Annotated in this window: 18 protein-coding genes; 7 read left to right on the plus strand and 11 right to left on the minus strand. The window is 54.7% G+C overall.

The genetic code is table 11. The features are described from left to right. The first annotated feature begins 24 nt into the window (after positions 1-24). Complete coding sequence (gene rarD, locus IDSA_RS09115) at positions 25-924, plus strand: EamA family transporter RarD (RefSeq protein ID WP_034776149.1); 900 nt, start codon at positions 25-27, stop codon at positions 922-924. Here rarD and uvrD read toward each other — a convergent pair. From uvrD to lptM, 7 genes are all read right to left on the minus strand, one after another. Next, on the minus strand, positions 900-3,110 hold the full coding sequence (uvrD, locus tag IDSA_RS09120) for a DNA helicase II (RefSeq protein WP_034776151.1): 2,211 nt from the start codon (positions 3,108-3,110) through the stop codon (positions 900-902). The genes rarD and uvrD overlap by 25 nt on opposite strands. An 80-nt stretch (positions 3,111-3,190) precedes the next feature. After that, positions 3,191-3,916, minus strand: a complete 726-nt coding sequence (locus IDSA_RS09125) for an HAD-IA family hydrolase (RefSeq protein WP_034776152.1) — start codon at positions 3,914-3,916, stop codon at positions 3,191-3,193. Between the two features lie 16 nt (positions 3,917-3,932). Then, positions 3,933-4,832: a tyrosine recombinase XerC gene (locus IDSA_RS09130; RefSeq protein ID WP_034776153.1), complete on the minus strand. Its 900-nt coding sequence runs from the start codon at positions 4,830-4,832 to the stop codon at positions 3,933-3,935. Then, positions 4,819-5,514, minus strand: coding sequence for a DUF484 family protein (locus IDSA_RS09135; protein WP_034776154.1), 696 nt, complete (start codon positions 5,512-5,514; stop codon positions 4,819-4,821). The genes IDSA_RS09130 and IDSA_RS09135 overlap by 14 nt, the downstream gene beginning before the upstream one ends. Continuing rightward, positions 5,511-6,317 (minus strand): diaminopimelate epimerase, encoded by an 807-nt coding sequence (gene dapF, locus IDSA_RS09140; RefSeq protein ID WP_332248931.1) that lies wholly within the window; start codon positions 6,315-6,317, stop codon positions 5,511-5,513. Before dapF ends, IDSA_RS09135 begins: the two co-directional genes overlap by 4 nt. Positions 6,318-6,328: 11 nt before the next feature. Next, positions 6,329-7,579, minus strand: coding sequence for a diaminopimelate decarboxylase (gene lysA, locus IDSA_RS09145; RefSeq protein WP_034776156.1), 1,251 nt, complete (start codon positions 7,577-7,579; stop codon positions 6,329-6,331). Next, a complete protein-coding gene (gene lptM, locus IDSA_RS12105; protein WP_156959155.1) occupies positions 7,569-7,727 on the minus strand; it encodes an LPS translocon maturation chaperone LptM in 159 nt (52 codons plus the stop codon). Before lptM ends, lysA begins: the two co-directional genes overlap by 11 nt. Before the next feature lie 94 nt (positions 7,728-7,821). Here lptM and cyaY point away from each other — a divergent pair, with 94 nt between their 5' ends. The 5 genes from cyaY to IDSA_RS09170 are packed head-to-tail and all read left to right on the plus strand — an operon-like array spanning position 7,822 to position 12,169. Further along, positions 7,822-8,148: an iron donor protein CyaY gene (cyaY, locus tag IDSA_RS09150; protein WP_034776157.1), complete on the plus strand. Its 327-nt coding sequence runs from the start codon at positions 7,822-7,824 to the stop codon at positions 8,146-8,148. Then, entirely contained in the window at positions 8,145-9,086 is a 942-nt protein-coding gene (hemC, locus tag IDSA_RS09155; protein WP_034776158.1) for a hydroxymethylbilane synthase, read from the plus strand. The genes cyaY and hemC overlap by 4 nt, the downstream gene beginning before the upstream one ends. Beyond that, on the plus strand, positions 9,083-9,877 hold the full coding sequence (locus IDSA_RS11900; RefSeq protein WP_051986206.1) for a uroporphyrinogen-III synthase: 795 nt from the start codon (positions 9,083-9,085) through the stop codon (positions 9,875-9,877). The genes hemC and IDSA_RS11900 overlap by 4 nt, the downstream gene beginning before the upstream one ends. Continuing rightward, positions 9,867-11,018: a uroporphyrinogen-III C-methyltransferase gene (locus IDSA_RS09165; protein WP_034776159.1), complete on the plus strand. Its 1,152-nt coding sequence runs from the start codon at positions 9,867-9,869 to the stop codon at positions 11,016-11,018. Before IDSA_RS11900 ends, IDSA_RS09165 begins: the two co-directional genes overlap by 11 nt. Beyond that, a complete protein-coding gene (locus IDSA_RS09170; RefSeq protein ID WP_034776160.1) occupies positions 11,015-12,169 on the plus strand; it encodes a heme biosynthesis HemY N-terminal domain-containing protein in 1,155 nt (384 codons plus the stop codon). The genes IDSA_RS09165 and IDSA_RS09170 overlap by 4 nt, the downstream gene beginning before the upstream one ends. 30 nt (positions 12,170-12,199) lie before the next feature. Here IDSA_RS09170 and IDSA_RS09175 read toward each other — a convergent pair whose 3' ends face one another. Both IDSA_RS09175 and IDSA_RS09180 read right to left on the minus strand, forming a co-directional pair. Continuing rightward, a complete protein-coding gene (locus tag IDSA_RS09175) occupies positions 12,200-12,775 on the minus strand; it encodes a YceI family protein (RefSeq protein WP_034776161.1) in 576 nt (191 codons plus the stop codon). A 21-nt stretch (positions 12,776-12,796) separates the two neighbouring features. Beyond that, positions 12,797-13,339, minus strand: coding sequence for a cytochrome b (locus IDSA_RS09180; protein WP_034776162.1), 543 nt, complete (start codon positions 13,337-13,339; stop codon positions 12,797-12,799). 203 nt (positions 13,340-13,542) lie between these two features. Between IDSA_RS09180 and IDSA_RS09185 the strand changes: the two genes are divergently transcribed. Further along, entirely contained in the window at positions 13,543-14,310 is a 768-nt protein-coding gene (locus tag IDSA_RS09185) for a Crp/Fnr family transcriptional regulator (protein WP_415752596.1), read from the plus strand. Between the two features lie 63 nt (positions 14,311-14,373). On the opposite strand, the gene IDSA_RS11905 is transcribed toward IDSA_RS09185, so the two are convergent. Both IDSA_RS11905 and IDSA_RS09195 read right to left on the minus strand, forming a co-directional pair. Beyond that, complete coding sequence (locus tag IDSA_RS11905) at positions 14,374-15,831, minus strand: OmpA family protein (RefSeq protein ID WP_051986207.1); 1,458 nt, start codon at positions 15,829-15,831, stop codon at positions 14,374-14,376. A 35-nt stretch (positions 15,832-15,866) separates the two neighbouring features. Further along, on the minus strand, positions 15,867-18,584 hold the full coding sequence (locus IDSA_RS09195; RefSeq protein WP_232221290.1) for an Ig-like domain-containing protein: 2,718 nt from the start codon (positions 18,582-18,584) through the stop codon (positions 15,867-15,869). Positions 18,585-18,779: the final 195 nt, after the last annotated feature.

An 18,779-nucleotide genomic window follows, 5' to 3' on the forward strand; every position in this document is an offset into this window, starting at 1 on the left:
TATGCATATTGAGATCGCTTCGCCATGACCGATTCTGCCCTTCGTGGCCGCCAGGGTGTACTTTTTGCTATCGCCGCTTACACCATGTGGGGCGTTGCCCCGATTTACTTTAAGCTGCTGCAGGCGGTGCCGGCGCTGGAGATCCTGAGCCACCGGATCCTCTGGTCGTTCGTACTGGTGCTGATGTTGATTCTGCTGTTGCGACGGCTCGATCGTATTATGCCGATCCTGCGTAATCGTTCGCATATGCTGAAGCTCACGCTGGCGACGTTCTTGCTGGCGGGAAACTGGTTTCTGTTTATCTGGGCCATCAACAATGATCACATTCTTGATGCCAGCCTGGGCTATTACATCAACCCCCTGCTGAACGTGGCTATCGGCATGGCATTTTTTGCTGAGCGGATGCGCAAGATGCAACTGCTTGCCATCGGACTGGCGGTCACCGGCGTCATGATTCAGATTATCTCGTTCGGATCCGTGCCCTGGATAGCGCTGACCCTGGCCTTTAGCTTCGCCACCTATGGCGCCATTCGTAAGCGGCTGCCGGTGGATTCAATTACCGGCCTCTGGCTGGAAACCCTGATTTTGCTACCTATTGTGCTGTTTTATCTGGCGTTTATCGCTGAATCTGCAGCGGCCGATATGACCTTAAACAGCTGGCAGCTCAACAGCCTGCTGGTGGCCGCCGGCATCGTGACGACCGCCCCGCTGCTGTGCTTTACTGCGGCAGCCCAGCGCATCCGCTATTCCACGCTTGGGTTCTTCCAGTACATTGGCCCCAGCATGATGTTTATTCTGGCGGTATGGGTTTACGGTGAACCGCTGGCCACGGATAAACTGGTGACTTTCGGGATTATCTGGGCGGCGCTGGCTTTATATAGCGTAGACACCCTGGTCCATCAGCACCGGTCCAGACGGGCGTAACCGACCACCAGCCATTTGCTGCCAAGTTCGTCAAAATTAACCTGGATGCGGCTTTGCGGACCGCTACCCTCGTAATTAAGGACGGTGCCTTCACCAAATTTACTGTGCCGCACGCGCTCGCCCAGCTGAAAACCGGTCTGCTCAAAGGCCTGATGACTGGCACCACTATGAAAGCGCCCCAGTTCACGCCCGGCACTGGGATCCATGCGGCTTTGCATGCGCACATGGTGCAGCAGTTCCGCCGGGATCTCGCCTACAAAGCGGCTTACCCGGTGCATATGATCAGTACCGTAAATGCGGCGCTGCTCAGCATAAGTCAGCACCAGTTTTTCCATCGCCCGGGTCATGCCCACGTAACACAGCCGCCGCTCTTCTTCGAGCCGGCCGGGTTCGTCCATCGACTGCTGTGAGGGGAACAGCCCTTCTTCCACGCCGGTCATAAACACCAGCGGAAACTCCAGACCTTTGGCGCTGTGTAAGGTCATTAACTGCACCGCATCCTGATGTTCGTCCGCCTGTTCTTCACCGGACTCCAGCGCAGCGTGTGCCAGGAAGCCATTCAGCGGCGTGAGGTTTTCGTCTTCCTCTTCATTGTACTGGCCGCCGAAGGCGTCGAAGTTATCGCAGGCGTTGACCAGTTCTTTTAAGTTTTCAACGCGGGTTTCGGCCTTCTCACCTTTTTCGGCTTCGTACATCGCCATCAGGCCACTACGTTTAATCACCACATCGACCTGCCGTCCCAGGCTGAATTCGTCGGTTTCATCTTCTAACTGGTTAATGAGTTCCAGAAAGCCTGCCACCGCATTGGACGCGCGACCAGTCAGGATTTTCTCAACCACCAGTTGCCGCGCAGCTTCCCATAAGGGTAAGGCGCGCTCGCGGGCGGCCGAACGAATAATCTCGATAGTGCGATTACCAATACCGCGGGTCGGGGTATTAATCACCCGCTCCAGTGCCGCGTCGTCGTTGCGGCTGGCCAGCAGGCGCAAATAGGCCAGAGCGTCTTTGACTTCCTGGCGGTCAAAGAAGCGCAGACCGCCATAGATACGGTAAGGAATACGCGCATGCAGCAGCGCTTCTTCGAGCACCCGTGACTGGGCGTTACTGCGGTACAGCAGGGCGACGTCCTGCAGGGCATTGCCCTTTTCATGCCAGCTTTCAATCTGGCCGGCGATATAGCGGGCTTCATCCATTTCGTTGAAGGCGGCATAGAGTTCAATAGGATCACCGCTATTGCCTTCGGTCCAGAGCTCTTTACCCAGCCGGTCCCGGTTATTGGCAATCACCGCGTTCGCGGCGGTCAGTATGGTATTCGTTGAGCGATAGTTCTGCTCCAGGCGGATCGTCAGCACATCGGGATAGTCGCGCAGAAACTGCTGAATATTCTCGACCTTGGCGCCGCGCCAGCCATAAATGGATTGATCATCGTCACCGACAATAGCGACATAGCTTGGCGCAGCGGAACCATTGCCCGCCCCGGACAGCAATTTAATCCAGGCGTACTGAATCGAGTTAGTATCCTGGAACTCATCCACCAGAATATGCCGGAAGCGCCGCTGATAATGGTCGCGGATAATGGCGTTATCACGGATCAGCTCATGGGCTCGCAGCAGCAGTTCGGCAAAATCCACTAAGCCGGCCCGGTCACAGGCCACCTGATAGCCTTCGTAGATTTCATTTAAGGTGCGTTCGTTAATATCGTAACTGTTCAGATGGTGCGGTCGCAGCCCTTCGTCTTTCTTACCGTTGATGTACCACTGTGCTTGCTTGGCCGGCCAGCGCTTTTCATCCAGGTTCATACTGCGGATGATGCGTTTCATCAGCCGCTGCTGATCATCACTGTCGAGGATCTGAAAATTCTGTGGCAGCCCTACATCCATATAATGCGCCCGCAGCAGACGGTGCGCCAGCCCATGGAAAGTACCTATCCACATGGCCCGCACCGAGCTGCCCAGCAACTGCTCCACCCGGCCGCGCATCTCTGCGGCAGCCTTGTTGGTAAAGGTTACGGCCATGATGCTGTAGGGCGATACCTGCTGCGTTTGCAACAGCCAGGCAATACGATGCACCAGCACCCGGGTTTTGCCGCTGCCCGCGCCAGCCAGCACCAGCATGTGGCGCTCATCGGCACCCACAGCTTCGCGCTGTTTGTCATTCAGTTCGGCCAGTAAAGGGTGTGTTGCCATCTGCTTATCCATTGGTAATGAGTCTCGTGTCTGCAGGCAGTTTAATCAGCGAGTACTGTATATGCAACCAGTTATCGCCGTTAGCGCTGCTGTTTGTCTTTGAGAAGAAAATCCGTCAGTCGTCCGAGGTCGTCAAAAGCCAGGGTAGGCAGTACCTGCAGTTGATCGCTAAGGCCCAGGCCGCCAGTGTACCAGGCCGTCTGCCAGCCAGCCCGGCGCGCACCAAACACATCGGCGCTCGGGCTGTCGCCGATATGCAGCCAGCCCGAAGGCGGAATATCCGGCAGCAGTTGCCGGGCTTCACTGAACATATCCGGGTGCGGCTTACCGCGGCGCCCTTTACCAGGCTGCAAAATGCCAGTGAAGTATGGCGCCAGCCCTATCGCATCGACGCTGACATTGCCGTTGCTTAAGGCAAACAACGGATAATGCGCCGCCAGGCGTTCCAGATTGTCGTGGGTGCTCGTATCCATCTCAACAGCATTGCGATGTTTCAGAAATTCCTGCAGCGCCGCTTCGGCGGCAGCTTCTGCTTCGCCGACACCGGCCTCCCGAAAGCCCTCACAGAGCGTGGCAAGCCGCAGCGCTGTCATGTCACTGGCCAGATCCTGATCGCGCCCCATAATATGCAGCCGGCGCCGCGCCCAGTCTTCGGCGGTCCAGTGGGCGACCTGCGGGTGACGCTCACACAGATAAGCATGCACGGCCTGTTCAGCGGCACGCATAACGGGGGCGTTGGGATAAAGGGTGTCGTCTAAATCAAAACTAAGCGCCTGCACCGGGTGCAGACGGCGAAAAAACTGCATGGCAGATCCTGTTCAGTTATTTTTTCCGCGCCCGCGGATGGGCTCCGTCGTAGACTTTGGCCAGATGCTGGAAATCCAGGTGCGTATACACCTGGGTGGTGCTGAGGTTGGCATGCCCCAGTAACTCCTGCACGGCGCGTAAATCACCACTGGATTCTAACATATGTGACGCAAACGAGTGACGCAGCTTGTGCGGATGCAAGGGGCTGGAAAGGCCCTGCTGCTGGCCCCAGTGATTCAGGCGCTGCTGCACCGCACGGGGACTGATCCGGGTCTGGCGCTGCGTAATAAATAACGCCACTTCTTGCAGCTGCCCATGCAGCCAGCTGGTGCGCACCGGCAACCAGCGCTCAATGGCCGCAGCGGCAAAGCGCCCATAGGGCACAATGCGGGTTTTACTGCCTTTACCCAGTACCCGTAATTCACGATGCCGCGGGTTGATCGAATCAACATCCAGCGCCACCAGTTCCGCCAGTCGCAGGCCGCTACCATAGAGCAGCTCCATCATGGCGGCATCCCTCAGTGCCAGCGGTTCGTTCTGGGGTAATTGCAGTAGCTGGCTAATGCTATCAGCATCAAGATTTTTGGGCAGGCGTTTAGCGCCCCGCGGCGCCTTCAGCTGGCTGGCCGGATTGTCAGCGAGTACATGTTCACGAACGAGATAACCACAGAAAGTCCGCCACGCGGCCAGTCGTAATGCCAGCGAGGCATCACCCAGGCCACGGCGACGCCAGCTGACAAAAAGTCGCTCAAGTACGGGTAGTGTCAGTTGATCGGGTTTGCTTATGCGATCCTGCTGCAGGGTTTCAATATCTTCGCTCAGCAAGCGGGAATAACTTGATAGGGTCAGCTCGGCGAGACCACGCTCGCCGGCCAGATGGTTAATAAAGCGGGTCAGTGCATCAGGCAGTATCATGATGTGCTAACAAGGGCGGCAGAATCATACTCAGCAGCGCCTGTAATTGCCGCACCAGCAAGGTGTCCATGGCCGGTTCAAAGTGTCCGGCATCCTGGTTGCCAATCGCCAGCATACCCAGTTCGCCCTTATCACCCAGCAGCAACAGCGCCACTGAAGCGATCGACTCGGCAGGGAACAGCAGGCGCTGCTCATCGCCGGTAAGCCGTCCCAGGTAGACGGGACCATCAGCAAAGCGCTTACTCAGCAGTTGCTTGTGCGTGTCTGCGGCAAAGGTGAATTGTTCATCCAGATCCAGCGGGCTGTCAAAAAATTTCAGCGACAGGGCCGGCATATTCAGCTGCTCAGCGAAGGTCTGTTGCAAGCTGTCCATGACTTCATCCAGACTGCGGCAGCCCAGCAACTTCACATACAGCTCGCTGTAATAGCGAAACAGCTCTTCATTGCGCCGCGCCGTGGTCATCAGATCGGTGATTTCTTCTTCCATCAGGCGGATCCGGTCACGCAGCACTTGTTGCTGCCGCTCAACCAGGGATACCGCGCCGCGCTGGCTATGCCGCAGGCTCATTTGCTGCAGCAACGCCGGGTGCCGCTCAAAGAAATCCGGATTCTCTTCCAGATAAGAGGCAATCAGACTGTCGTCAACAACTGGCGTGGTGGCCTTTTTAGCTTCATTTGTCATAATTTTATGTATCCGTCAAAAACGTGCTCGGCCGGACCTGTCATCCGCACGGTTTGTCCTGGCTGCCAGCGAATCGTCAGATTGCCACCAGGTAACTCCACCTGCACCTGTTCCGCCAGTTTTCCCTGGCGCATCCCAATTACCGCCGCCGCGCAGGCGCCACTACCACAGGCCTGCGTTTCACCAACGCCGCGTTCATATACCCGTAACTTAACCCGGTCACGATCTAACACCTGCATAAACCCCACATTAACGCCTTCCGGAAAGCGCTCATGGGTGGCCAGCAGCTTGCCCAGCGTCGCCACGGGCGCCTCGGCAATATTTTCCGTTTCAATAACGCAGTGCGGATTACCCAGCCCCATAACACCACAAAGCACTGTCTCTTCCTGCTCGCGGATCACGTAAGTCAGTTCTTCTTTATTTGCTTTAAAAGGTACATTCGCCGGTACAAATTCGGGCTCACCCATTTCAACGGTGATCTGTCCGTCGCGCTCATGGTGCAGTACCATTTTACCGGCTTTGGTACTCACCCGCAGATGGTTTTTATTACTCAGGCCTTTGAGCCGGACAAAGAGTGCAAAGCAGCGAGCGCCGTTGCCGCACTGGGCCACTTCAGAGCCATCGGCATTAAAAATCCGATAGTGAAAATCCAGATCCGGGTCATAGGGCGGTTCCACCAGTAGCAGTTGATCAAAACCAATACCGCGATGACGATCAGCCCACTGACGGATCTGCTCAGGGTTGACGTAAAAGTTCTGGGTGACGTTATCAATCACCATAAAGTCATTGCCGAGCCCGTGCATTTTGGCAAAATTCACCGCAGTTTCTCCATCAACTGTTCGCCTTTCCATAAATCTTCGAGCTGCTCGCGCTGCCGGATCACATGCACATCGCTGCCAGCAACCATAATCTCAGCAGCACGCGGACGGGTGTTGTAATTCGAACTCATAGTAAAACCATAAGCGCCCGCGTTCATAATAGCCAGCAAGTCGCCTTCCTGCGCCGCCAGATGCCGGGCATGGCCGAAAAAGTCGCCGGTCTCACACACCGGCCCCACCACATCGACCAGGTTAGCGTCTTCTGCGCTCTGCTTCACTGGCTGAATCGCATGATACGCCTGATACAGCGCCGGGCGGATCAGATCGTTCATACCGGCATCAACCAGCAGAAAATTTTTATCTACACCTGGCTTATAATACTCAACCTCAGTGACTAACACCCCGGCATTGCCGACTATGGCCCGCCCCGGTTCCAGCAGCAGCGTCAGGCCACCGACCGCTTCAGCGCGTTTGCGCAGCGCCTGTAAGTAACCGCTCACATCGGCTGCGTCTTCCTGCTGATAAGGGATGCCAATTCCGCCACCCATATCCAGGTGGTCAATTTCAATACCTTGTTCCCGCAACTCCCTGATCAGCGCCAGCATCCGATCGGCAGCATCCAGGAAGGGGCTGACTTTAAGGATTTGCGAACCAATATGACAATCGAGGCCACACAGAACGATGCCGGGCAGGTTAGCTGCTCGCTCTGCCACGCCCCGCGCATCCTTCATGGCAATACCGAACTTATTCGCTTTAAGCCCGGTAGCAATATAAGGGTGGGTTTGCGCGTCAACATCAGGGTTAACCCGCAGCGAAACCGGCGCGCGCACACCTAGTTCCAGCGCCACGTCATTGAGCCGTTCGAGTTCGGCCGCCGACTCGACATTGAAGCAGCGGATGTTCTGCTCCAGCGCGTACACCATTTCAGCGCGGCTTTTGCCAACGCCGGAAAACACCACATCTTCGGCTTTACCACCGGCGGCCAGTACCCGCGCCAGCTCGCCGCCCGAGACAATATCAAAGCCTGCTCCGAGGCTGGCAAGTAGGTTCAGAATAGCTAGGTTACTATTGGCTTTAACCGCGTAACAGAGTTTGTGCGGTGCCGGCCAGTGGTCCGCGAAGCGCTGCCAGTTAGCGGCAATGGTGGCATGGGAATAGACATACAAAGGGGTGCCATGGGCGGCCACTAAATCGCGTATCGCGCAGTCTTCTGCGTGGAGCTGTTTATTTCGGTATTCAAACGTCATGATGACCCAATTCGATGACCGCAAATTCCACCGTCAGGCCGGTGTTTTTATCTGCTGGCGGAGCAGGTTGCTGCAAGGGTGCTTTCTGGCCACAGGCGACCAATCCAAGCGCACCTGCTACAATGATCAGACGCATTACTTTCAGCATAAACATCGGTAAACTGTACCTATAGTGATTTGCAAATTAAACCATGCGCCTATCATCGCATTGCGGCGCACAAATGTCATTATCAGGAGTAGACATGCAAGAGCAGGAATATCATGAACTGGCCGAAGCGACCATCCTTGCCATTGAAGAAGCGGTAGAGGGGTGCGGCGTCGATATCGATTGCGAATCCGGTGGCGACATTCTTGAACTGACGTTCACGAACGGCACTAAGATGGTGATCAATAAACAACCGCCTTTGCATCAGCTCTGGGTAGCGACCAAATTTAATGGCCACCACTTTGAGTACCGCGATGGGGTGTGGATTGACAACCGCACCGGCGCCGAGCTGTGGGCCTTACTGAGCGAAGCCGCTAGTAAGCAGGCAGGCACCGACATCACCTTGCGACCGGAGCAGGCATGACCCGGACTTTACGTATAGCAACACGCAAGAGCATGCTGGCCATGTGGCAGGCCGAACACATTAAAGCGCGGCTGGAAGCGCTGCACAAAGATTTACATGTCGACCTGGTACCCATGAGTACCCGCGGCGATGTCATTCTCGATACCCCGCTGGCCAAGATTGGCGGTAAGGGCCTCTTCGTTAAAGAGCTCGAGGTAGCCATGCTCGAGGGTCGTGCTGATTTAGCCGTGCATTCAATGAAAGATTTGCCGGTGGAGTTTCCGCCGGGGCTGGAGCTATTCGGGATCTGCGAGCGTGAAGACCCTCGCGATGCGTTTGTCTCCAACCGCTATAAATCGTTGGATGAGTTACCTGAAGATGCGGTAGTGGGCACCTGCAGCCTGCGCCGCAAATGCCAGATCCTGGCGCAGTTTCCGCATTTACAGATCGCTGATTTGCGCGGCAATGTGCAGACCCGTCTGCGCAAGCTTGATGACGGCGAATTCGACGCCATTATTCTGGCGACCGCCGGGCTGGTGCGGCTCGATCTCGGTCAGCGTATTCGCCAGCGGCTGCCGGTAGATATCTCACTGCCCGCCAACGGGCAGGGGGTGCTGGGTATTGAGTGCCGCACTGATGATGAGTCGACCAAAGCTTTGCTCAAGCCCTTAATCTGCAACGATACCCGCAGTTGCGTGCTGGCTGAACGCTCGATGAATCGCCGGTTGCAGGGCGGCTGCCAGGTTCCCATTGGGGCCTATGCGGAACTGCATGGCGACACTATTCATTTGCGCGGCCTGGTAGGCCGGCCCGATGGTAGTGAGATTATTCAAGGGGATATCCGCGGCCCACGTGAGCAGGCCGAAGCACTGGGTATTGAACTGGCGGACTATCTGCTGTCACGCGGCGCCGGCAAAATCCTCACTGATGTGTACGCGGATCAGGAACTGCATTCATGAACAAAGTGCTGATCCTGCGCCCGGCTGACCAGGCTGCTGAACTTCAGCAGATGTTGCAGCACCGTGCCAGTGATCAGCAGTATCAGTTACAAACCGAAGCGGCCAGCATGGTGGCGATCCGCGGCTATGATGATCCTAATCATAGTCTCACCGAAATCTTATCGGCAAGCTGGGACGCAGCGCTGATGGTCAGTGTGAATGCCGCTACTTACTTTGAGCAACAAGCGCGGGAGTGGGCGTCAGAACTGCCAATGCCCGCCGCGCGCTGGTACGCCGTCGGGCCCACCAGCGCCCGCGCCATCAAAGCTGTGGTCGGTCGGCCCGTAACCTGCCCGTGGCGCCGGCATAACAGTGATTCGCTGCTGGCCCTACCGGAATTGCAGCAGATCGCCGGGCAGCGCTGGTTGCTGGTGCGCGGCCATGGTGGTCGTGAGCTCCTGGCTGATACCTTGCGTGCCCGCGGCGCAGAAGTGACTTACCTGGAAGTTTACCAACGGCAGCCGCAAGCGGTTGCGCCAGCCACCATGGAACGCTGGCAACAGGAGATCAGGGGGATTATGGTCAGCAGTGCTGAACAGCTTGGCTATTTTCTTGCCGCCGTACCCAAAGAGGCGCTAAGCTGGCTAACATCGTGTTATTGGGTAGTAGCCAGTTCGCGGCTGGCCGACTTGATGCCTTCGGCTATTCGCGCCCGGGCCGTTATTGCAGATAGTGCTGCTTCTTTTGCTATGGCCGAGGCGTGGCAGCAGGCCATCATGAAATTTAAGGAAGAAACCGACAATGACAACTGATGCAGAAAAAAATAAAGAAAAAGCCCCCCAAAGTAAGCCCGTTACGCCCAAGGGCCCTAAACCCAGCGACGCGAGCAATAAAAAGGCGCCGGCGAAGCAGCAGCGTCGGGGCGGCTATCTGGGCTGGTTATTACTCGTTATTGTAATCGCACTAGTCAGCGCCTTGGCCTGGTATGGCTACCGCTACTGGCTGCCAAACTATCAACTGCAGACAGCGACGCTGGAAGCGCGTCAGACCGACCTTGAGAATCAGCTGGAAACGATAGAAGAAAAGCTGGACAAGCAGCAGGAGCAAAGCCGGCAGCATGTGCGCCAGCAATTAGACCAGTTCTCCGGCGTGCTGAATTCCTATCTGCAAGAGCAGAAGCAGCGGGTGAACGACTACCAGCAAGCCGTGCAGTCGGTACAAGCCGAGTTAGCGGCGCTGGATATTTCTCAGGAAACCGACTGGCGGGTACTCGAAGCCCGCAATCTGACCGACCGCGCCGCTATCAAGCTATGGATTGATCAGGATCCAAAAGCGGCGCTCGAACTGCTAAAGCTCGCGGAATCACATCTGGCAGCACTGGATAATCCAGCCCATCAGTCCGCCCTGCAGGCCCTGGCGGATGACATCATGCTACTGCGCAGTTTGCCTGAAGCAAAGCAGTATGACGCAGCAATGCAGTTAAACAGTTTGTACGCTCAGTTGCAGGACGCCAACTGGCATCAGCGCCAGGCTGGCCGGGATGCCGACGGCGCGACTGACGCCACCGCGAGTAACTGGCGCGAACGCCTGCAGCAACGGGCCAGTACTCTTATGAATCAACTGGTGCGGGTGCAATATCGTGACAAGCCTATCGAACCTATGCTTTCTGACAGTTATATCGAACTTGTGCAGCAACGCACCCTGTTACAGTTGCAACTGGCGCAACAAGCGGCGCTTACCGGGCGCCAGGCGCTCTACGAGGCAAGTATCGATACCGCTCTGGAACTGCTGGAGGAAACCGGCGACCCGGAGCAAGGCGGGCTGCAGTTTGCCCGCAACGAGTTAACCAAACTTCGTGATCTGGTGCTGCAGCCTGACTATCCTGAAGAGCTTAAATCGCCCGCCCTCCTGAACCGCCTCGCCAACCAAATCACTGCGGGGGTTGCTGAATGAAAACAGCATTGATCCTGGTTCTGTTACTGGCCGCTGGCCTGCTGCTGGGCCCACTGTGGTCGGGTAATACCGGCTATGTGTTGATCGCTATTGGCCACCTGACCATCGAAACGAGTCTGGTTGCTGCCGCCATTTTCCTGGTGATCGCGGTGATCCTGCTGCGCTTTATTCTAGGCCTTATCATGCGCCTGGTGCGCAGCACACGCTGGGGCGTCCGCTGGTTTGGCAAGCGCCGCCAGGCCAAAGCGCAGCAGGCATTTGATGATGGCGTCCGGCAATTGCTAAACGGCGACTACCGCGCCGCGTCAGCCGCTTTTAACCGTAGCTGGCAGCTGGACCATCATGCCGTTACGGCCATGCTCGCGGGGTATGCCGCGCAACATATTGGCGAACTTGGCCAGGCCCGCGACTGGCTGGCTCGCTCTGAGCAGGCCGATAAATTACAGCTCTCCGAGACCCTGATGACCTTGCGGGCCGAGCCGGAACAGGCTGCGCGACGCACCGAACTGCTGGAAAAACTAACCAAAGAATACCCTCAGCATCCACAGCTACTGCGCCTGGCTATTGACGCTTATGTGCGGTTGCATCGTTGGCAGGAGGTGCTCAGGCTACTGCCGGCCGCCGAGCGGCTACAGCTGTTCAATACCACGGAATATCAGCAGTTGGTCGAGCGCGCTCATCATCAGCTGATGCTGGAAGCGGGACGTTCTGGCTCTGATCAGTTGCATCAGTACTGGCGTGGTCTGAGTCGTGAGCAGCGGCGCTTTGCCCCGATTCGCCGGGCCTACCTGGCAGCACTGATCAATTTCGGACACACTGAAGCGGCCGGCAAGGTTGCGGCGCGCGGCTTAAAACGGGGCGATCTGAAACTGGCCCACCTCATTGATGGCGAATTATTAGTACCGGGTACCGAATTGCAGGAATGGATTCAGGACACGCTTAAACGCAAGCCCGATGACGCCATGGCGCTACAGGCACTCGGTCAGTTATCGCTGCTGACGAAAGACTACTCACTGGCGCAGCGGGCATTAAGAAAAGCCGCTGATGTCGCGCCATCACGGCGGGTTTATCTGGATTTAGCGCAGGCATACAGCGCCCAGGGTGACCCGGTCAATGCCGTTAAAGCCTATCAGCAGGCACTGCGGGAGTAACCCGCAGTGCTGTTGATAGTGGTCGTCAGTTTACTGACGGATGCCTTCGATAGATAAAAAGATCTCGACGGTTTCAGCCGCCGGACCCAGGTCATAGTTGATACCAAAGTCGGCCGGTGCGAAGGTAATAGCACCCTCAAAGCCACGACGGTAACCACCCCATGGATCAGGGCCAGCACCAATTTCGCTCACATTAATGGCAACTTCTTTGGTGGTGCCATGCAAGGTAAAATCACCGACCAATACGCCGGTACCATCACCGTTCGCGACATAACTGGTTGATTCAAACTGCGCCCGCGGGAATTCACTGACATTCAGGAAATCTTGACTACGCAGGTGTTTGTCGCGCTCAGCATGATTACTATCGATACTGGCAACATCAATAACGACAGATACTTTTGCCGCTTCCGGGTTCGCTTCATCGTAGCTGAAAGTGCCTTCAAAATCGTTAAAGCGTCCTAACAGCCAGCTATAGCCAAGATGGCTTATCTTGAACTGGATAAATGCATGCGCACCTTCAGTATCAATCACATAGTCGTCAGCCTGTGCTGCAGTGGTGCCTAATAATGCCGCTGAAACCAACGATGCTAGTAATAATTTCTTCATCTTTTATCTCCTGTCAGAGGGTTATTTTTGCGGTTTAAGCATACGCTTCAGCGTGTCATGCTTATCCCAGAAATGATGTTTTAACGCCATCAGGGCGTGGCCCCCGGCTAAAATCACTAAGGCCAATGCCGAATACCAGTGCACTTCACCGGCCAAATTTTCCTGCGCCGGGATACTGGTGATAAGAGCCGGCACGGTGAACCAGTCAAATACCGAAATGCCACGTCCGTCAGCGGTTGAGATCAGATAACCACTTAGCATGGTCAGCAGTAACAGTGCATACAACAGCCAGTGACCCAGCCGGGCGCCAACGCGCTCAAAACGACTGCCGCTGAGTGTCGGCGTTGGGTTTGCAAACCGCCAGAGAACACGGACCAAAGTCAGGATCAACAGCAGCATGCCAAAGGATTTATGCCACCAGGGTCCCAGCCGGTACCATGGATCGTAATAGCCTAAAGTTAGCATCCAGTAGCCAAGCGCAAACAAGCCTATGACTACCAGCGCAGAGATCCAGTGGATCAATATGGACAACCATCCATAACTACGTTTGTTATCAGTGATCACGATCAAAAAATCCTGTCCCCTATATGTACATCCGCCAGTTTATCTGAATTAATTGGGAAGAATAGTGGTATTAGTTGCATTATAAGTTCTAATAAATCGAAATATAGACGGCTGTTTTATTTTTTTTTGCGCCTCCGGCTTACAATTAAACCCATAATAGATAGTATGCGTAATTAATTACGGAGTAACATCAAAGGAAGATGCTGCACTTGAATTCAATAAAACAATTGCCAAATGGCGAATTACCACCATCATCGAGCGACCAAAACTACCTGCTCGGCGCCTTACCCGATGATGTGAAAGCCCGGCTGGCTCCCCATCTTGAGCTGGTTAAGTTGCCGTTGGGGAAATCTTTATATGAATCTGGCGATCAGCTTAAATATGTTATTTTTCCCACTAATTCGATCATTTCACTAGTTTACGTGATGGAAAACGGCGATTCTGCAGAGATTTCCGTTATTGGTAATGACGGCATACTTGGGACCGCAATCTTTCTTGGCGGGGGGAGTACACCGCACCGGGCGGTAGTCCAGAGTGAAGGCAGTGCCTATCAGTTACCGGCGCATGTGCTCCGAGAAGAATTTAAACATCACAGTAAGCTGCATGAGCTGTTGCTGCGTTATACCCTGTCGCTGATGACACAAATGGCCCAGACCGCGGTCTGTAACCGGCACCACTCGGTCGATCAGCAATTATGCCGCTGGTTATTATTGTCGTTAGATCGCATTCCTTCCAATGTGCTGACCATGACGCAGGAACTCATCGCCAACATGCTGGGGGTTCGCCGTGAAGGTGTATCGGTGGCTGCGGGGAAACTGCAAAAACTCGGCGTTATTGAATATCAGCGCGGCAGAATGGTGGTATTAGATCGCGCAAAACTCGAAAAGCTAAGTTGTGAATGTTACCAGGTGGTGAAAACCGAATGTGATCGCCTGCTGGATTACCTGCCAGATAACAACCATCCCCGGTAGCGCAAAAAAAAACGTGCGCCTGACAGAATCTGCCAGACGCACGTTGGTTATCTTCACTTCAAATTACTTATTCGGATAGCCGAGAATGATATTCACGCGGCGATTATCCTGACGATCAGAAGCCGTGACGTTATAGGTATTACGACGGGTCGCACCAAAGCCTTCTACATTCAACCGCGAACGGTCGACCGTGAAGTGTTTCACCAGATAATCGGCAACACTTTGTGCACGTTCCCGCGAGATTTTCTGTGCCATCTCAGGGCTGGCGTTATCCGTATGGCCTTCCAGGGTTACTGTAAGGTCAGGATGCGCTTCCAGGTATTCCGCAACGTCGCCAAGTTGATCGTGGTACTTAGGATCAATTGTTGAACCATTGGTTGGGAACTCAAGTTCCATTGCCAGGGTGATGCGGGCTGGAATCGGCTCCAGGCCTTCAATGTCGGTAGCACAACCGATAATGGCATTGATACGACGGTTGGCTTGCTTGCCAGCATCGGTATCATTGTCAGCAACCGGACGGGTTTCACCGTAGCCTACAGCAGTCAGGCGATCACCATCGATGTCATGCTCTGACGTCAGGTAATTAACCACACTTTGCGCACGTTCCTGCGACAACCGCAGGTTGTCCGCATCGTTGCCAACGTTATCCGTATGGCCTTCAATGACTGCGCGGGTTTCCGGATATTTATCCAGGAAGGTCGCAAGAACCAACATATGCTCGCGATTGACGCGCTGGATGTCATTCTTGGCAATCTCAAACTCGATATCCAGCTCGCTGCAATAGCGCACTTGATCCACAACCACTGGTGCTGGTGCCGGAGCAGCTGTCGCTGGTTCCTCAACAACCGGTACTTGTTTTGCAGGTGCATGGCTGGTGGCGCCAAAACGGAACAGTACATTAACCGAGTACAGATCGATATCGCCCCGGTTACCGACCGCGTCATCCATACGATAGCGTTCTACTTCAAAGCGCAGCGCTACTGAATCGTTCACCTGGTACTGGTAACCTGCACCGACTTTATAGTGGGTGCTGGTTTTCTGGTAATGCGGCGTAAATACATTCACTGCGCCGGTACCGACGAAATCGACTGTCGACTTACTATTATGCGCCCCAATCCGGGCGAACAGTGATGAACGCTCGGTAAGTGGGTACATGCCAATTAAATCAAGATTCCACCCGCGAAAATCGAGTTCGCCCGTTTTGGTACCGGCCGGCACTGTCGTTGCGGTGTAGTTAAACTCACCTAAGTTAAAGTAACCGCCTTCCAATGCGAAATGCTGATTAAACTTATAACCGGCGAAGATCTTGTAGCCGAATTCTCTGTCATCGAAGCGGAACACGCTAGTTTCGAAACCTGAGTTAGCCAGGTCAGCGATAATTTCGTCTTTCGCAATGGTGGCGCGAGCAGGACCGCCGCCAGCACCCAGATACCATCCGGGCTGGTCGGTTGCCACTGCTGGCATAGCTATACCAACTAAGGCAAGTGCACCAATCGCTTGGGTAATTTTATTTGTTTTCATCATACTCTCCACTGAAACCTTATTAATATTGTCTATTACTCTGCCGGTACATTTATCACGGTGTTCACCACCGTAACCGATGCACCCAGAGACAGAGCCCGACCATCTAAGGTCACGAGATTGACGTTTCCTGAGGTGGAGATACTGACGCCATCCTGCGCGATAATAGTACCTTTCATAAAGCCACCACCAGCAGCGTTAATCGTTGCTGCACTACCGACTTGCCAGAAGATGTTCTTCGCCTGGGCACCGTTAGTGAGTATCACGCTTTGCGGGAAGTCAGCGCCGGGGCCACCTACAGTCAGCGTTGTCGCCATCTGGAAGACAAACACGGCGTTGAGGTTACCCTGGCCATCCAGCGTCAGATCGTTGCCCTGAATCATGAAGGCGCCACTTTGTGCTGTGTAGATGCCAGGAGTCAGCGTCAGGCCACCAAGATTTTCGTTACCAGGATTCTGGCCACCAGGCATATTCGCCGGGGTCAGTTCCAGGTATGCCGCCTGGGCATCAAGACGAGCCTGAATAGCAATCGCTTCGGTAACAGCTGTGCCATCCTGCGGACAGGCAACGGTAGGCGGTGGTGGAGCGGTGTAGATCTTACCGTTCACTTTACCTTCGTTCAGCGGAGTAATGGTATATTCACAGCCAGGCTCAGAAACAAAACCTGTCACTAAAGTCGATACGGCTGTGGTACCTAAATCACCGTTAATGATGGTGAGCAGGCCTTCGTTCGTTACGCCGGCGGTGCCGCCAAAGGTACCAAAAGGTGCTGCGGTATTCAGGTCAACCGGCTGCAGACAGCTTTGGGTTGGCGCTGTGGTAGTAAAGGTCCACTCATAGTCAGCAACTAATTCGTTGCCCGGGACTATAAGATCTTTAACACCGTTGGTGCCGCTTACTATGGTGGCGCGATAAGTCACGTTCTCTGCCAGCTGGTTTTGCGGAATAAAGGTGATGATGGTGCCGGTTGCCACATCAAGCTCGATAGATTCAGCAGTAACTGTGTTTAGCGGATCTGCATCTTCAAATACCAGGAAGGTCATGTCATTGACCGTCGTCGGGTCAAGACGGGTACCTGATGGTATGTCGAAGGTAGCGTTCACGCTGGCATTCGGACAAACCGCCAGCATATCCGTGTCCATGGGGTCTGTTGACGCCACAGAGATGTTTGTAGACGGTGCCGCAGCAACCGTAGTAAACATCCAGATATAGTCGCTGGCGTTGAGTACAGAACCCTGATTGCCGGCAAGTTCGTTAGCAGCCACATCGGTGACGGTGCTTTCGATTGTCGCGGTATAGGTTGTGCCTTCGTCCAGGTTTTGGTCTGGCGTAAATACTGCGCTACGTGAAGCGACAACATAGGTAACATCACCGGTCGGAGACACACAAGGCGTTTCACATGTCAGCGTAAAGCTGGTACCGGTAACGGTGGTTGCTAGCATATCTTCGCTGAACACAGCAGTAATACCAGTGTTAATCGGAACGTTGGCAGTAGGGCCCGGATCGGTAGTCAACGGCTCAGTCAGAGTAACCCGCGGACGAGTCGTATCTGGCGTAATACCGGTGGTGAATTCCCATACGTAATCACTTACGGTGCCAGCTGAACCCTGGTTACCAGATAACTCGTTACCAGCAAGGTCGGTAACTGTGCTGCTAATAGTGGCTGTATAAGTGGTTTCCCAATCCAGATTCTGGTCCGGGGTAAACACGGCGCTGCGCGATGCCAGTTCATAAGAAACATCACCGGCAGGCGATACACAAGGTGTTTCACAGGTAACCGTAAAAGTGGTACCAGTAACAGTTGTGGCTAGCATATCTTCACTGAAAACTGCAGAAACAGTGGTGTTGACCGGAACATTCGTGGTCGGGCCCGGCGACGTTGTCAGCGGGTCAGTCACTGTAACCTGCGGCCGTGTTGTATCAGCCGCCGCGCCTGTGGTGAATTCCCAGACATAGTTGCTTGGTCCGCTCAGTGGGGTCTGATTACCCGCCAGCTCATTGCCGGCAAGATCAGTCACTGTGCTTACGATAGTCGCTGTGTAGGTGGTCGACACGGCGAGATCCTGGGCCGGTTCAAATACTGCAATACGCGAGGCAGCATCGTAAGACACTGCGCCGGTAGGCGCTACGCAAGGTGATGCGCAAGTCAGGGTAAAGCTACTGCTGGTAATGGTAGTCGCCAGCATAGCTTCACTGAATGCTGCAGAGATAGCGGTATTTATCGCTACTCCAGCAGTCGGGCCCGGATCACTGGTCGCAGGTTGCGTTACCGTTACCTGGGGCCGTGTAGTATCCGGCGTCGGACCGGTCGTGAATTCCCAAACAAAGGGCTGGGCTAGCGACAGGCCGGTAGAGCTGCTGGTCGCATTATGAATAGTTGCGGTATACAGCGTTAACGGATCCAGCATCGCCGGGCTGGTGACCGTAAATGTTGCCATGGTATTGGCGGCATTCATGGTTACAGTGCCGGTAGGGCTGGTACAGGGGCTTGCACAGGTAACGGTGAAGTTACTTGTGGTCAGCGGGCTTACGGCTTCACTGAACTGGGCGGTGATCAAAGGATCAACCACGGTGACGTCAGTTGCATCGTTCGCCGGAGTGACCGCGGTCACTGTAGGAGATAAAGCAACATTGCCTTCGTTACCGAGGACGGGATCCCGGCCATCATCGCCACAAGCGGCTAAGGCAGTAGTAAACGCTGCCAGCATCAGCCATTTGTGGACGCCAGAAAAGCTAGTTAATTTAGAGCGCATTAGTTAAATCCTCTCGGTAATAGTGTTACAGGCATTTCCGACCGTGGTTAATTCGTACGTAGGATCGGTTAGGTTGCGAGTGTCTGCTTTTTCGGGAGGAGTGTCTGTACGGTAGCGCGCTTATAGGCGTGAAAGGGGATTTAAATAGATAAAAACGCTAAAAAAATTTTCATAAAAAAAGCCCCTGTCATCTGA

This window comes from Pseudidiomarina salinarum, from assembly GCF_000753715.1.
In the GTDB taxonomy this organism is placed as follows: domain Bacteria; phylum Pseudomonadota; class Gammaproteobacteria; order Enterobacterales; family Alteromonadaceae; genus Pseudidiomarina; species Pseudidiomarina salinarum.

Coding starts and splice junctions, on each gene's coding strand:
- dapF (WP_332248931.1), bottom strand. CDS start 6,317: ATGCACGGGCTCGGCAATGACTTTATGGTGATTGATAACGTCACCCAG.
- lysA (WP_034776156.1), bottom strand. CDS start 7,579: ATGACGTTTGAATACCGAAATAAACAGCTCCACGCAGAAGACTGCGCG.
- cyaY (WP_034776157.1), top strand. CDS start 7,822: ATGCAAGAGCAGGAATATCATGAACTGGCCGAAGCGACCATCCTTGCC.
- uvrD (WP_034776151.1), bottom strand. CDS start 3,110: ATGGCAACACACCCTTTACTGGCCGAACTGAATGACAAACAGCGCGAA.
- rarD (WP_034776149.1), top strand. CDS start 25: ATGACCGATTCTGCCCTTCGTGGCCGCCAGGGTGTACTTTTTGCTATC.
- IDSA_RS09165 (WP_034776159.1), top strand. CDS start 9,867: ATGACAACTGATGCAGAAAAAAATAAAGAAAAAGCCCCCCAAAGTAAG.
- IDSA_RS09175 (WP_034776161.1), bottom strand. CDS start 12,775: ATGAAGAAATTATTACTAGCATCGTTGGTTTCAGCGGCATTATTAGGC.
- IDSA_RS09170 (WP_034776160.1), top strand. CDS start 11,015: ATGAAAACAGCATTGATCCTGGTTCTGTTACTGGCCGCTGGCCTGCTG.
- IDSA_RS09135 (WP_034776154.1), bottom strand. CDS start 5,514: ATGACAAATGAAGCTAAAAAGGCCACCACGCCAGTTGTTGACGACAGT.
- IDSA_RS09130 (WP_034776153.1), bottom strand. CDS start 4,832: ATGATACTGCCTGATGCACTGACCCGCTTTATTAACCATCTGGCCGGC.
- lptM (WP_156959155.1), bottom strand. CDS start 7,727: ATGCTGAAAGTAATGCGTCTGATCATTGTAGCAGGTGCGCTTGGATTG.
- IDSA_RS11900 (WP_051986206.1), top strand. CDS start 9,083: ATGAACAAAGTGCTGATCCTGCGCCCGGCTGACCAGGCTGCTGAACTT.
- IDSA_RS09195 (WP_232221290.1), bottom strand. CDS start 18,584: ATGCGCTCTAAATTAACTAGCTTTTCTGGCGTCCACAAATGGCTGATG.
- IDSA_RS09125 (WP_034776152.1), bottom strand. CDS start 3,916: ATGCAGTTTTTTCGCCGTCTGCACCCGGTGCAGGCGCTTAGTTTTGAT.
- hemC (WP_034776158.1), top strand. CDS start 8,145: ATGACCCGGACTTTACGTATAGCAACACGCAAGAGCATGCTGGCCATG.
- IDSA_RS11905 (WP_051986207.1), bottom strand. CDS start 15,831: ATGAAAACAAATAAAATTACCCAAGCGATTGGTGCACTTGCCTTAGTT.